This is a genomic window from Chitinophaga solisilvae (assembly GCF_009928525.1).
Classification (GTDB): Bacteria; Bacteroidota; Bacteroidia; order Chitinophagales; family Chitinophagaceae; genus Chitinophaga; species Chitinophaga solisilvae.
This window is the reverse complement of sequence record NZ_JAABOK010000008.1, coordinates 211,014-227,378: the sequence shown is the minus strand read 5'-3', so window position 1 is coordinate 227,378 and position 16,365 is coordinate 211,014. Positions and strand designations below refer to the sequence as shown.

Below are 16,365 nucleotides of genomic sequence, written 5' to 3'. Positions count from 1 at the left end.
CGCTTTCAGCAGGGAAGTATTTTGTCAGCATATCAGCCATTACCGTGTACCGGTATTTTTTGCGAAAAACATTATTCCATTATACATGATCTGGTGAAACAGCAAGAAACAGACATCATGAAGAGAATTTTACTGTTACTATGTTGGTTATTATTATTGGTGGGAGGTAACCTCGAGGCACAAACGAAGTTTATTATTAACAGCGCGGGTACTCCCTATGCGTTGAGGTACCAGGATGTAGTGCGGGGGGGAGTGTTGGTGGCAGGTAATGCCAATGTGGTACGTACCAGAACAGTACCTTATTCCTATTATATTGATATAGACGGAGATCCGGTCACCTTTAATTCTTCCAGTGAGAACCTGACGATTCCTGCAGGAGCCACCGTAAAGAAGGCTTTTTTATACTGGCAATCGAACTGTTACAGCAGTGGCGCCGTGTATAATATCAGTAATCCGCCTGCAGGCAGGGCGAGCTTCACGCATGTAAAACTCAAGACGCCGTCTTCCTCAGCATATACCGACCTGATTCCGGATATCGCGTGGCAGTCTAATACTTATTTCTGGCAGGGGATGAAAGATGTAACCGCACTGGTGCAGCAATCCGGAACCTATACCGTAGCTAATATTGATTCTGATCCGAAGCCGCCGGCTACTAATGGTTATCCTCCTTATGCCGGCTGGTCTTTGTGGGTAGAGTATGCCTATCCGAATACCGATATTTCCCAAAGTTACCGGATGATTTCGCTGACAGATGGATTTAAATATGTGACAGGCGGATCTAATGATGTTACCTCCACCGGTTTCAAGGTGCCGGAAAGCGCGGCTGTAGCGATAGATGGCGAAGCAGGTTGGTTTATCGGCGGCGCCAATGCCCCCTGGAATGATGCCGTAACCTATAACAGGCCTGCTTATGGCGCTTCTCCGGCGCTGAATAATTTTTTCCTGAGCGATGGCGCTAATCCGGCCAATAACCCGTTGAATGAATCCCGGAGTTACAGGGGAACGCCTGTTACCAGCGGGCGTAACCCGGCATCATCTTTTTCCTACACCAACGCCGCATCGGGGAATGAGGTAGCATTCCCCTGGTTTGACCTGGATGTAATTGATATTTCTGCTTTGCTGGTGCGGGGGCAGACGCAATACACCCTGAAATTTTATCCGCAGGCCAACGGGGCGCCGGGAGGATGTACTGCGCCATATGGTTGTGACGACTGGAACCAGCCGGGATACGTGTATACTTCCATAAGAGTGGTGCCGCCGATAGCCGTAAATGACACCGTTACCACTCCCGTCAATGTTGCTGTTACCATTCCTGTGCTGAATAATGATATTGCAGTGGGAGATGCGTTGGATCCGTCTACAGTAACCATTACGCAGCAGCCGTCGAACGGTGTGCTGACCGTTAATGCCGACGGTACGGTTACTTATACGCCCAATGCCGGGTTTACCGGTGAGGATACGTTTAAGTATACCGTGAGGGATGTCACCGGTTCTTTGTCGAATGAGGCGACCGTGCTTATCCGGATTGGCGCGAAGCCGGTGCTGGGCATTGTGAAAACGGCGGACAGGCACTTTGTTAATCCGGGTAACCAGGTAACGTTTACTATAACGTTGAGTAATACCGGTTCGGCAGATAGTCTGGGGGTAAAAGTGATAGAGAAGCCGGTGGGCTTTACCTATGTCAGCAGCAGTGCATCTTCGGGGAGTTATGATAACAGTACCCGGACCTGGACTGTAGATGCGCTGAAAGACAGCACAGAGACCCTGACGCTGGTGATGACTGCAGATGCAACAGGACCATACGGCAATGTGGCTGGCATCGGGGATCCGGATGATCCGGTTAATCCGCGTGATACCACAAGGTTCAGTACATTGAGCATTAAGAAGACGGCAGACAAAGGCAGTGTACGGTCCGGGGATACGGTAACCTTTACGGTCACGGTAAAGAACAGCGGGCAGAAAGATACATTGGGACTGGAGGTATTGGATATTTCAGAAGGGTTTACCTATGTGAGCAGCAGCCTGACAACAGGTACGTATAACAGTGGTGATGGCATCTGGACGTTGGATGCCTTGCAGGGTAGTACGCATACGCTGACATTGGTGATGAAGGCAAATGCGGCAGGGCCTTACAGCAATGTAGCCGCCATCGGGGATCCGGGAGATCCTGATGATCCCAGTGATACCGCAAAGTTTGTGGTGCCGGGGATTCAGAAGGTAGCTGATAAGAGTAGTATCCGGGCGGGTGATACGGTGACATTTAAAGTAACGGTGACGAATAGTGGTTTAAAGGATACATTAGGGTTGCAGGTAACCGACCAGCCGCAGGGCTTCACTTATGTAAGCAGTAGTGTGTCTACCGGTAGCTACAACAGTGGTAGCGGTGTCTGGACACTGGATGCCTTGAAAGGCAGTACACAAACGCTGACCTTAGTGATGACAGCGAATGCGAGCGGCCCTTATGGTAACGTAGCTGTGGCTGGTGATCCGACTGATCCTGTTAATCCGCGTGATACGGCAAAATTTGCAGTCATTGGTGTAAAAAAAGTAGCAGATAAGAATAATGTTAGACCGGGAGATACGGTGACCTTTACGGTGACGGTGACGAATAGTGGCTTAAAGGATACATTAGGGTTGCAGGTAACCGACCAGCCGCAAGGCTTCACTTATGTAAGCAGCAGTACGAGTACGGGTACGTATAACAGTGGCAGTAATGTTTGGACGTTGGATGCGTTGAAAGGCAGCACACAAACGCTGACATTAGTTATGACAGCGAATGCGAGTGGTCCTTACGGCAACGTAGCTGTGGCTGGTGATCCGACTGATCCAGTTAATCCTCGTGATACGGCAAAATTTGCAGTCATTGGTGTAAAAAAAGTAGCAGATAAGAATAATGTTAGACCGGGAGATACGGTGACCTTTACGGTGACGGTGACGAATAGTGGCTTAAAAGATACCTTAGGTTTACAGGTAACCGACCAGCCGCAAGGCTTCACTTATGTAAGCAGCAGTACGAATACGGGTACGTATAACAGTGGCAGTAACGTTTGGACCTTGGATGCGTTGAAAGGCAGTACGCAAACGCTGACATTAGTTATGACAGCGAATGCGAGTGGCCCTTACGGCAACGTAGCGGTAGCTGGTGATCCGACTGATCCGACTAACCCACGTGATACTGCGAAGTTTGCGGTCATTGGTGTAAAAAAAGTAGCAGATAAGAATAATGTTAGACCGGGAGATACGGTGACCTTTACGGTGACGGTGACGAATAGTGGCTTAAAGGATACATTAGGGTTGCAGGTAACCGACCAGCCGCAGGGCTTCACTTATGTTAGCAGCAGTGTGTCTACCGGTAGCTACAACAGTGGTAGCGGTGTCTGGACCTTAGATGCGTTGAAAGGCAGCACACAAACGCTGACATTAGTTATGACAGCGAATGCGAGTGGCCCTTACGGCAACATAGCGGTAGCTGGTGATCCGACTGATCCGACTAACCCACGCGATACCGCGAAGTTTGCGGTCATTGGTGTAAAAAAAGTAGCAGATAAGAATAATGTTAGACCGGGAGATACGGTGACCTTTACGGTGACGGTGACGAATAGTGGCTTAAAGGATACATTAGGGTTGCAGGTAACCGACCAGCCGCAGGGCTTTACTTATGTGAGCAGTAGTACCAGCACTGGCACATACAACAGTGGCAGTGGCGTCTGGACCTTAGATGCGTTGAAAGGCAGTACACAAACACTGACATTGGTAATGAGGGCAAATGCGAGTGGTCCTTACTGCAACGTAGCCGTAGCCGGCGATCCAACTGATCCGACTAACCCACACGATACCGCAAAGTTTGCCGTCATCAGCGTGAAGAAGATATCAGATAAAAGCAACATCAAACCCGGAGAACAGGTAACCTTTACTGTTACTGTGAGCAACACTGGTTTAAAAGATACCTTAGGCTTACAGGTAACCGACCAGCCACAGGGCTTCACTTATGTCAGCAGCAATACCAGTACTGGAACTTATAACAGCGGTAGCGGCGTATGGACCTTAGATGCTTTGAAAGGCAGTACGCAAACACTGACATTAGTAATGACGGCAAATGCGAGTGGTCCTTATGGCAACGTAGCTGTGGCCGGTGATCCTACAGATCCAACCAACCCACGCGATACGGCGAAGTTTGCTGTTATCAGCGTTAAGAAGGTAGCAGATAAAAGCAACATCAAACCCGGAGAACAGGTAACTTTTACTGTAACTGTGGCTAACAGCGGCTTAAAAGATACTTTAGGCTTGCAGGTAACCGACCAGCCGCAAGGGTTCACTTATGTCAGCAGCAATACCAGTACTGGCACATATAACAGCGGTAACGGAATATGGACCTTAGATGCATTGAAAGGCAGTACACAAACACTGACGTTAGTGATGACAGCTAATGCGAGTGGTCCTTACGGTAACGTAGCGGTAGCCGGCGATCCTACTGATCCGACTAACCCACGCGATACTGCGAAGTTTGCCGTCATCAGCGTTAAGAAGGTAGCAGATAAAAACAACATCAAACCCGGTGAACAGGTAACCTTTACTGTTACTGTGAGCAACAGTGGCTTAAAAGATACCTTAGGCTTACAGGTAACCGACCAGCCGCAAGGCTTCACTTATGTCAGCAGCAATACTAGCACTGGCACATATAACAGTGGTAGCGGTGTCTGGACCTTAGATGCGTTGAAAGGTAGTACGCAAACACTGACATTGGTGATGATGGCAAATGCGAGCGGTCCTTACGGCAACATAGCTGTGGCCGGTGATCCGACTGATCCAACCAACCCCCGCGATACTGCGAAGTTTGCAATCATCAGCGTGAGGAAGGTAGCAGATAAAAGCAATATTAAACCCGGAGAACAGGTAACCTTTACTGTTACTGTGAACAACAGTGGTTTAAAAGATACCTTAGGCTTACAGGTAACCGATCAGCCACAAGGCTTCACTTATGTAAGTAGCAATACCAGTACTGGTACGTATAACAGTGGCAATGGTATCTGGACCTTAGATGCATTAAAAGGCAGCACACAAACACTGACATTGGTGATGACGGCCAATGCGAGTGGTCCTTATGGCAACGTAGCTGTGGCCGGTGATCCAACTGATCCGACTAACCCACGCGATACTGCGAAGTTTGCAATCATCAGCGTGAGGAAGTTAGCTGATAGGAGTAACATCAAACCCGGTGAACAGGTAACCTTCACTGTTACTGTGAGCAACAGTGGTTTAAAAGACACCTTAGGTTTACAGGTAACCGACCAGCCGCAAGGCTTCACTTATGTAAGCAGCAGTGTGTCTACTGGTAACTACAACAGTGGTAGCGGTGTCTGGACACTGGATGCGTTAAAAGGCAGTACGCAAACACTGACATTAGTGATGACGGCAAATGCGAGTGGTCCTTATGGCAACGTAGCGGTAGCCGGTGATCCTACTGATCCGACTAATCCACGCGATACTGCGAAGTTTGCGGTCATCAGCGTTAAGAAGGTATCAGATAAAAGCAACATCAAACCCGGAGAACAGGTAACCTTTACTGTTACTGTGAGCAACAGTGGTTTAAAAGACACCTTAGGCTTACAGGTAACCGACCAGCCGCAAGGCTTCACTTATGTAAGCAGCAGTGTGTCTACTGGTAACTACAACAGTGGTAGCGGTGTCTGGACACTGGATGCGTTAAAAGGCAGTACGCAAACACTGACATTAGTGATGACGGCAAATGCGAGTGGTCCTTATGGCAACGTAGCGGTAGCCGGTGATCCTACTGATCCGACTAATCCACGCGATACTGCGAAGTTTGCGGTCATCAGCGTTAAGAAGGTATCAGATAAAAGCAACATCAAACCCGGAGAACAGGTAACCTTTACTGTTACTGTGAGCAACAGTGGTTTAAAAGACACCTTAGGCTTACAGGTAACCGACCAGCCGCAAGGCTTCACTTATGTAAGTAGTAGTGTGTCTACCGGTAGCTACAACAGTGGTACCGGTGTCTGGACCTTAGATGCGTTGAAAGGCAGCACACAAACACTGACATTGGTGATGACGGCAAATGCGAGTGGTCCTTACGGTAACGTAGCGGTAGCCGGCGATCCTACTGATCCGACTAACCCACGCGATACTGCGAAGTTTGCCGTTATCAGCGTTAAGAAGGTAGCAGATAAAAGCAACATCAAACCCGGAGAACAGGTAACCTTTACTGTTACTGTGGCTAACAGTGGTTTAAAAGACACCTTAGGTTTACAGGTAACCGACCAGCCGCAAGGCTTCACTTATGTAAGTAGCAATACCAGTACTGGTACGTATAACAGTGGCGATGGTATCTGGACCTTAGATGCGTTGAAGGGTAGTACACAAACGCTGACATTAGTAATGACGGCAAATGCGAGTGGTCCTTATGGCAACGTAGCTGTGGCTGGTGATCCAACAGATCCGACTAACCCACGCGATACCGCGAAGTTTGCGGTCATCAGCGTGAAGAAGATATCAGATAAAAGCAACATCAAACCAGGAGAACAGGTAACCTTTACTGTTACTGTGGCTAACAGTGGTTTAAAAGACACCTTAGGTTTACAGGTAACCGACCAGCCGCAAGGCTTCACTTATGTAAGTAGCAATACCAGTACTGGTACGTATAACAGTGGCGATGGTATCTGGACCTTAGATGCGTTGAAAGGTAGTACGCAAACACTGACGTTAGTGATGACGGCAAATGCGAGTGGTCCTTATGGCAACGTAGCTGTGGCCGGTGATCCAACTGATCCGACTAACCCACGCGATACCGCGAAGTTTGCGGTCATCAGCGTTAAGAAGGTAGCCGATAAAAGCAACATCAAACCCGGAGAACAGGTAACCTTTACTGTTACTGTGAGCAACAGTGGTTTAAAAGACACCTTAGGTTTACAGGTAACCGACCAGCCGCAAGGCTTCACTTATGTAAGTAGCAATACCAGTACTGGTACGTATAACAGTGGCGATGGTATCTGGACCTTAGATGCGTTGAAAGGTAGTACGCAAACACTGACGTTAGTGATGACGGAAAATGCGAGTGGTCCTTATGGCAACGTAGCTGTGGCCGGTGATCCAACTGATCCGACTAACCCACGCGATACCGCGAAGTTTGCGGTCATCAGCGTTAAGAAGGTAGCCGATAAAAGCAACATCAAACCCGGAGAACAGGTAACCTTTACTGTTACTGTGAGCAACAGTGGTTTAAAAGACACCTTAGGTTTACAGGTAACCGACCAGCCACAAGGCTTCACTTATGTCAGCAGCAATACCAGTACTGGAACTTATAACAGCGGTAGCGGTGTATGGATCTTAGATGCGTTAAAAGGCAGCACGCAAACACTGACGTTAGTAATGACGGCTAATGCGAGTGGTCCTTACGGCAACGTAGCGGTAGCCGGTGATCCAACTGATCCGACTAACCCACGCGATACCGCGAAGTTTGCGGTTATCAGCGTTAAGAAGGTAGCTGATAAAAGCAACATCAAACCCGGAGAACAGGTGACCTTCACGGTGACGGTGGCTAACAGCGGCTTAAAAGATACTTTAGGCTTGCAGGTAACCGACCAGCCGCAAGGGTTCACCTATGTGAGCAGTAGCACCAGCACTGGCACCTATAACAGTGGCAGTGGCGTATGGACCTTAGATGCGTTGAAAGGCAGTACGCAAACGCTGACATTAGTAATGACGGCAAATGCGAGTGGTCCTTATGGTAACGTAGCGGTAGCCGGTGATCCAACTGATCCGACTAATCCACGCGATACCGCGAAGTTTGCGGTCATCAGCGTTAAGAAGGTATCAGATAAAAGCAACATCAAACCCGGAGAACAGGTGACCTTCACTGTAACGGTGACGAATAGTGGTTTAAAAGATACTTTAGGTTTGCAGGTAACAGACCAGCCGCAAGGGTTCACCTATGTGAGCAGTAGCACCAGCACTGGCACCTATAACAGCGGCAGTGGCGTATGGACCTTAGATGCGTTGAAAGGCAGCATCCAAACACTGACATTAGTAATGACGGCGAATGCGAGTGGTCCTTACGGCAACGTAGCGGTAGCTGGTGATCCAACTGATCCGACCAACCCACGCGATACTGCGAAGTTTGCAATCATCAGCGTGAGGAAGGTAGCAGATAAAAGCAACATCAAACCCGGAGAACAGGTAACCTTTACTGTAACTGTGGCTAACAGCGGCTTAAAAGATACTTTAGGCTTACAGGTAACCGATCAGCCGCAAGGCTTCACTTATGTAAGCAGTAGTGTGTCTACCGGTAGCTACAACAGTGGTAGCGGAGTATGGACACTGGATGCGTTGAAAGGCAGCACACAAACACTGACATTGGTGATGACGGCCAATGCGAGTGGTCCTTACGGCAACGTCGCGGTAGCCGGTGATCCGACTGATCCGACTAACCCACGTGATACCGCGAAGTTTGCGGTCATCAGCGTTAAGAAGGCATCAGATAAAAGCAACATCAAACCCGGAGAACAGGTAACCTTTACTGTTACAGTGAACAACAGTGGTTTAAAAGATACTTTAGGCTTACAGGTAACAGACCAGCCACAAGGCTTTACTTATGTGAGCAGTAGCACCAGCACTGGCACCTATAACAGCGGCAGTGGTGTCTGGACCTTAGATGCGTTGAAAGGCAGTACGCAAACACTGACCCTTGTGATGCGCGCAAACGCGAACGGTCCATACAGCAACGTAGCTGTGGCCGGCGATCCGACAGATCCGACCAATCCCCGCGATACCGCGAAGTTTGCGGTCATCAGCGTGAAGAAGGTAGCAGATAAAAGCAATGTTAAACCTGGTGAACAGGTAACCTTTACTGTAACTGTGGCTAACAGTGGTTTAAAAGATACCTTAGGTTTACAGGTAACCGACCAGCCGCAAGGGTTCACTTATGTCAGCAGCAATACCAGTACTGGCACATATAACAGCGGTAGCGGAATATGGACCTTAGATGCATTGAAAGGCAGCACACAAACACTGACATTAGTGATGACAGCAAATGCGAGTGGTCCTTACGGTAACGTAGCGGTAGCCGGCGATCCTACTGATCCGACTAACCCACGCGATACCGCAAAGTTTGCCGTCATCAGCGTTAAGAAGGTAGCTGATAAAAGCAACATCAAACCAGGTGAACAAGTGACCTTTACTGTTACTGTGAGCAACAGTGGTTTAAAAGATACTTTAGGCTTACAGGTAACAGACCAGCCACAAGGCTTTACTTATGTGAGCAGTAGCACCAGCACTGGCACCTATAACAGCGGCAGTGGTGTCTGGACCTTAGATGCGTTGAAAGGCAGTACGCAAACACTGACCCTTGTGATGCGCGCAAACGCGAACGGTCCATACAGCAACGTAGCTGTGGCCGGCGATCCGACAGATCCGACCAATCCCCGCGATACCGCGAAGTTTGCGGTCATCAGCGTGAAGAAGGTAGCAGATAAAAGCAATGTTAAACCTGGTGAACAGGTAACCTTTACTGTAACTGTGGCTAACAGCGGCTTAAAAGATACTTTAGGATTGCAGGTAACCGATCAGCCGCAAGGGTTCACTTATGTAAGTAGTAGTGTGTCTACCGGTAGCTACAACAGTGGTAGCGGAGTATGGACCTTAGATGCGTTGAAAGGCAGTACGCAAACGCTGACGTTAGTAATGACGGCAAATGCGAGCGGTCCATACAGCAATGTAGCCGTAGCCGGAGATCCAACTGATCCGACTAACCCCCGCGATACCGCGAAGTTTGCGGTCATCAGCGTTAAGAAGGTAGCTGATAAAAGCAACATCAAATCCGGAGAACAGGTGACCTTCACTGTAACGGTGACGAATAGTGGTTTAAAAGATACCTTAGGCTTACAGGTAACCGACCAGCCGCAAGGCTTCACTTATGTGAGCAGCAGTACCAGCACTGGCACATATAACAGTGGTAGCGGAGTATGGACACTGGATGCGTTGAAAGGCAGCACACAAACCCTGACCCTTGTGATGACGGCAAATGCGAGTGGTCCTTATGGCAACGTAGCTGTGGCCGGCGATCCTACTGATCCGACTAACCCCCGCGATACTGCGAAGTTTGCCGTCATCAGCGTTAAGAAGGTAGCAGATAAAAGCAATATTAAACCCGGAGAACAAGTGACCTTTACTGTTACTGTGGCTAACAGTGGTTTAAAAGATACCTTAGGCTTACAGGTAACCGACCAGCCGCAAGGGTTCACTTATGTGAGCAGTAGTGTGTCTACCGGTAGCTACAACAGTGGTAGCGGTGTCTGGACCTTAGATGCGTTGAAGGGCAGCACACAAACGCTGATATTAGTAATGACGGCAAATGTGAGTGGTCCTTTTGGCAACGTTGCGGTAGCCGGTGATCCGACTGATCCGACTAATCCCCGTGATACCGCGAAGTTTGCAGTCATCAGTGTGAGGAAGGTAGCAGATAAAAGCAACATCAAACCCGGTGAACAGGTAACCTTCACGGTAACGGTAATCAACAGCGGTTTAAAAGATACCTTAGGCTTACAGGTAACCGACCAACCGCAAGGCTTCACTTATGTGAGCAGTAGTGTGTCTACCGGTAGCTACAACAGCGGTAGCGGTGTCTGGACACTAGATGCGTTGAAAGGCAGCACACAAACACTGACATTAGTAATGACGGCAAATGCGAGCGGTCCTTATAGCAACGTAGCTGTGGCCGGTGATCCGACCGATCCGACTAACCCCCGCGATACCGCGAAGTTTGCGGTCATCAGCGTTAAGAAGGTAGCAGATAAAAGCAACATTAAACCCGGAGAACAGGTACCCTTTACTGTTACTGTGAACAACAGTGGTTTAAAAGATACTTTAGGTTTGCAGGTAACCGACCAGCCGCAAGGGTTCACTTATGTGAGCAGTAGTGTGTCTACTGGTAACTACAACAGTGGTAGCGGTGTCTGGACACTGGATGCGTTAAAAGGCAGTACGCAAACGCTGACATTGGTGATGACGGCTAATGCGAGTGGCCCTTACGGCAACGTAGCGGTGGCCGGTGATCCAACCGATCCGACCAATCCCCGCGATACTGCGAAGTTTGTCGTCATCAGCGTTAAGAAGGTAGCAGATAAAAGCAATGTTAAACCCGGAGAACAGGTAACCTTTACTGTTACTGTGAGCAACAGTGGTTTAAAAGACACCTTAGGTTTACAGGTAACCGACCAGCCGCAAGGGTTCACTTATGTCAACAGCAATACCAGCACTGGCATATATAACAGCGGTAACGGCGTATGGACATTAGATGCGTTGAAAGGCAGTACGCAAACGCTGACATTAGTAATGACGGCAAATGCGAGTGGTCCTTATGGCAACGTAGCGGTGGCCGGTGATCCAACCGATCCGACCAATCCCCGCGATACTGCGAAGTTTGCAGTCATCAGCGTTAAGAAGGTAGCAGATAAAAGCAACATCAAACCAGGTGAACAGGTAACCTTTACTGTAACTGTGGCTAACAGCGGCTTAAAAGATACCTTAGGCTTACAGGTAACCGACCAGCCGCAAGGGTTCACTTATGTGAGCAGTAGCACTAGCACTGGCACGTATAACAGTGGCAATGGTATCTGGACCTTAGATGTATTAAAAGGCAGTACGCAAACACTGACGTTAGTGATGACGGCGAATGCGAGTGGTCCTTACGGCAACGTTGCGGTAGCCGGTGATCCGACAGATCCGACTAATCCCCGTGATACCGCGAAGTTTGCAGTCATCAGTGTGAGGAAGGTAGCAGATAAAAGCAACATCAAACCCGGTGAACAGGTAACCTTCACGGTAACGGTAATCAACAGCGGTTTAAAAGATACCTTAGGCTTACAGGTAACCGACCAACCGCAAGGCTTCACTTATGTGAGCAGTAGTGTGTCTACCGGTAGCTACAACAGCGGTAGCGGTGTCTGGACACTAGATGCGTTGAAAGGCAGCACACAAACACTGACATTAGTAATGACGGCAAATGCGAGTGGTCCTTATGGCAACATAGCTGTGGGCGGTGATCCTACTGATCCGACTAACCCCCGCGATACCGCGAAGTTTGCGGTCATCAGCGTTAAGAAGGTAGCAGATAAAAGCAATGTTAAACCTGGTGAACAGGTAACCTTTACTGTAACTGTGAGCAACAGTGGTTTAAAAGATACTTTAGGCTTACAGGTAACCGACCAGCCGCAAGGCTTCACTTATGTAAGTAGCAATACCAGTACTGGTACGTATAACAGTGGCAATGGTATCTGGACCTTAGATGCGTTGAAAGGCAGCACCCAAACACTGACATTGGTGATGACGGCAAATGCGAGTGGTCCTTATGGTAACGTAGCTGTGGCCGGCGATCCTACTGATCCGACTAATCCACGCGATACCGCGAAGTTTGCGGTCATCAGCGTGAGGAAGGTAGCAGATAAAAGCAACATCAAACCAGGAGAACAGGTGACCTTTACTGTTACAGTGAACAACAGTGGTTTAAAAGATACCTTAGGTTTGCAGGTAACCGATCAGCCGCAAGGCTTTACTTATGTGAGCAGTAGTACCAGCACTGGCACATATAACAGCGGTAGCGGAGTATGGACCTTAGATGCGTTGAAAGGCAGTACGCAAACGCTGACGTTAGTAATGACGGCAAATGCGAGTGGTCCTTATGGCAACGTAGCGGTGGCCGGTGATCCAACCGATCCGACCAATCCCCGCGATACTGCGAAGTTTGCAGTCATCAGCGTGAGGAAGGTAGCAGATAAAAGCAACATCAAACCAGGTGAACAGGTAACCTTTACTGTAACTGTGGCTAACAGCGGCTTAAAAGATACTTTAGGTTTGCAGGTAACCGATCAGCCGCAAGGCTTTACTTATGTAAGCAGCAGTACGAGTACGGGTACGTATAACAGTGGCAGTAACGTTTGGACCTTGGATGCGTTGAAAGGCAGTACGCAAACACTGACATTGGTGATGACGGCAAATGCGAGTGGTCCATACAGCAACGTAGCGGTGGCCGGTGATCCAACCGATCCGACCAATCCCCGCGATACCGCGAAATTTGCCGTCATCAGCGTTAAGAAGGTAGCAGATAAAAGCAACATCAAACCAGGTGAACAGGTAACCTTTACTGTTACTGTGAGCAACAGTGGTTTAAAAGACACCTTAGGTTTACAGGTAACCGACCAGCCGCAAGGCTTCACTTATGTAAGCAGCAATACCAGTACAGGAACTTATAACAGTGGTAGCGGAGTATGGACCTTAGATGCGTTGAAAGGCAGCACCCAAACACTGACATTAGTAATGACGGCGAATGCGAGTGGTCCTTACGGCAACGTAGCGGTAGCCGGTGATCCTACTGATCCGACTAATCCCCGTGATACCGCGAAGTTTGCAGTCATCAGTGTGAGGAAGGTAGCAGATAAAAGCAACATCAAACCCGGTGAACAGGTAACCTTCACGGTAACGGTAATCAACAGCGGTTTAAAAGATACCTTAGGCTTACAGGTAACCGACCAACCGCAAGGCTTCACTTATGTGAGCAGTAGTGTGTCTACCGGTAGCTACAACAGCGGTAGCGGTGTCTGGACACTAGATGCGTTGAAAGGCAGCACCCAAACACTGACATTAGTAATGACGGCAAATGCGAGTGGTCCTTATGGCAACGTAGCGGTGGCCGGTGATCCAACCGATCCGACCAATCCCCGCGATACGGCGAAGTTTGCCGTTATCAACGTTAAGAAGGTAGCGGATAAAAGCAACATCAAACCCGGTGAACAGGTAACCTTTACTGTTACTGTGACTAACAGCGGCTTAAAAGACACTTTAGGCTTACAGGTAACCGATCAACCGCAAGGCTTTACTTATGTGAGCAGCAGAACCAGTACTGGCACATACAACAGTGGTAGCGGTGTTTGGACCCTAGATGCGTTGAAAGGCAGCACCCAAACACTGACCCTTGTGATGCGCACAAATGCGAGTGGTCCTTATGGTAACGTAGCGGTAGCCGGCGATCCTACTGATCCGACTAACCCACGTGATACTGCGAAGTTTGTGGTCATCAGCGTGAAGAAGGTAGCTGATAAAAGCAACATCAAACCCGGAGAACAGGTAACCTTTACTGTCACTGTGAGCAACAGCGGCTTAAAAGATACCTTAGGCTTGCAGGTAACCGACCAACCGCAAGGCTTCACTTATGTAAGCAGTAGTGTGTCTACCGGTAGTTACAACAGTGGCAATGGTGTCTGGACACTGGATGCACTAAAAGGCAGTACCCAAACACTGACGCTCATTATGCGCGCCAATGCGAGCGGTCCTTATAGCAACGTAGCGGTAGCCGGTGATCCGACTGATCCGACTAATCCACGCGATACCGCGAAGTTTGCGGTCATCAGCGTTAAGAAGGTAGCAGATAAAAACAATGTTAAACCTGGTGAACAGGTAACTTTCACCGTAACGGTAATCAACAGTGGCTTAAAAGATACAGCAGGCTTACAGGTAACCGACCAACCGCAAGGCTTCACTTATGTGAGCAGTAGCGTATCTACTGGTAACTATAATAATGGTAACGGCGTCTGGACCTTGAATGCATTAAAAGGCAGCACACAAACGCTGACCCTGGTCATGCGTGCCAACGCCAGCGGTCCATACAGCAACGTAGCCGTTGCCGGCGATCCAACCGATCCGACCAACCCACGCGATACCGCGAAGTTTGCCATCATCAGCATTAAGAAAATAGCCGATAAAAGCAGTGTCAAACCTGGCGAACAGGTAACTTTTACCATAACGGTAACCAACAGTGGCTTAAAAGATACTGTAGGCTTACAGGTAACCGATCAGCCACAAGGCTTCACCTATATAAGCAGCAACACCAGCACAGGAACCTATAACAGCAGCAGCGGCGTCTGGACATTAAATGCATTGAAAGGCAGTACACAGATACTGACCCTGGTCATGCGTACCAACGCCACCGGCCCTTATGGTAACGTAGCCATAGCCGGCGACCCTACTGATCCCACCAACCCGCGCGATACCGTGAAATTCACCGCCATCAGCCTGAAGAAAACCGCCGATAAAAGTAATATCCAGCCCGGCGATCAGGTCAGCTTCACGGTAACGGTTACCAATAACGGTTTAAAAGATTCCACCGGCTTACAGGTTACCGACCTGCCGCAAGGCTTCACCTATATAAGCAGCAACACCAGCACCGGCGCCTATAACAGCGGCAGCGGCATCTGGACATTAAACGCCCTGAAAGGCAGCACGCAAACACTGACCCTCCTCATGCGCGCCAACGCCACAGGACCTTATCTGAATACAGTACACACCGGAAACCCCGCTGATCCGAACAGCCTCAGAGATACCGTCAGGTTTGTAGCCCTGGCAATCAGCAAAACAGCCGATAGAGCCAGCATACAACCCGGAGAAAAAGTAACCTTCACCATCCGGTTACATAATGCCGGTACCAAAGATACGCTCGGTGTACGGGTACAAGACCTGCCAGCCGGATTGTCCTACGTCAGCCATAATACCACTGCCGGAACATACAACAGCACTACAGGCATCTGGACTACCGACGCATTACAGGGTACTGCGCAGACGCTCACACTCATCATGGAGGCAGGCATAACCGGACCTTATAAAAATACAGCAGCAACCGGCAACCTGGCAGATTCTGTTATATTGTCTGCCACCCAGGTGAATCTCAGCATCGTTAAAACAATCCGGGAATCCGGACCCTATGTATCCGGACAAAAAATCACTTACCAGCTCACAGTACGCAATGCCGGCCCCGCAACCGCTACCGGCGTGGTGGTGAACGATGTATTGGTGAAAGACCTGGCCGAACCGCGGAATATCCAGCCAGATACTGGTACAACCCTGTACGATCCGCTCCGCAGAACGCTGACATGGAACATAGGTAGTCTCGGTGCCGGCACTACCGCTACGCTCACTATGATTACCATGTTTAATAACGGCGGCGATATCGCCAATACAGCCACTGTCTCAGGAAATGAAACGGATGCCGACCCATCCGATAATACATCGGTAGTAACGGCAAAAGTGATGGGAGATATCTTCATACCCAATACTATCACACCAAACGGCGATGGCAAGAATGATAAGTTTGTTATACCCGGATTGGATAAATACCCAGGCAGCAGACTGGAAATATATAACAGATGGGGTAATCAGGTGTATTTCAGCAATAACTACGCTAACAACTGGGATGGCTATGGATTGAACGAAGGCACCTACTACTATGTACTCAAACTGAAAACACCATCAAAAATAATTGCCTACACCGGATGGATCCTGCTGATAAGATAACAGCCGGTACGT

The 16,365-nt window shown here is 49.0% G+C and carries 1 protein-coding gene; it reads left to right on the top strand.

Annotated elements, in window-relative coordinates:
- The first annotated feature begins 117 nt into the window (after positions 1 to 117).
- A complete protein-coding gene (locus tag GWG06_RS18365) occupies positions 118 to 16,353 on the top strand; it encodes a DUF7507 domain-containing protein (RefSeq protein WP_160714977.1) in 16,236 nt (5,411 codons plus the stop codon).
- Positions 16,354 to 16,365: the final 12 nt, after the last annotated feature.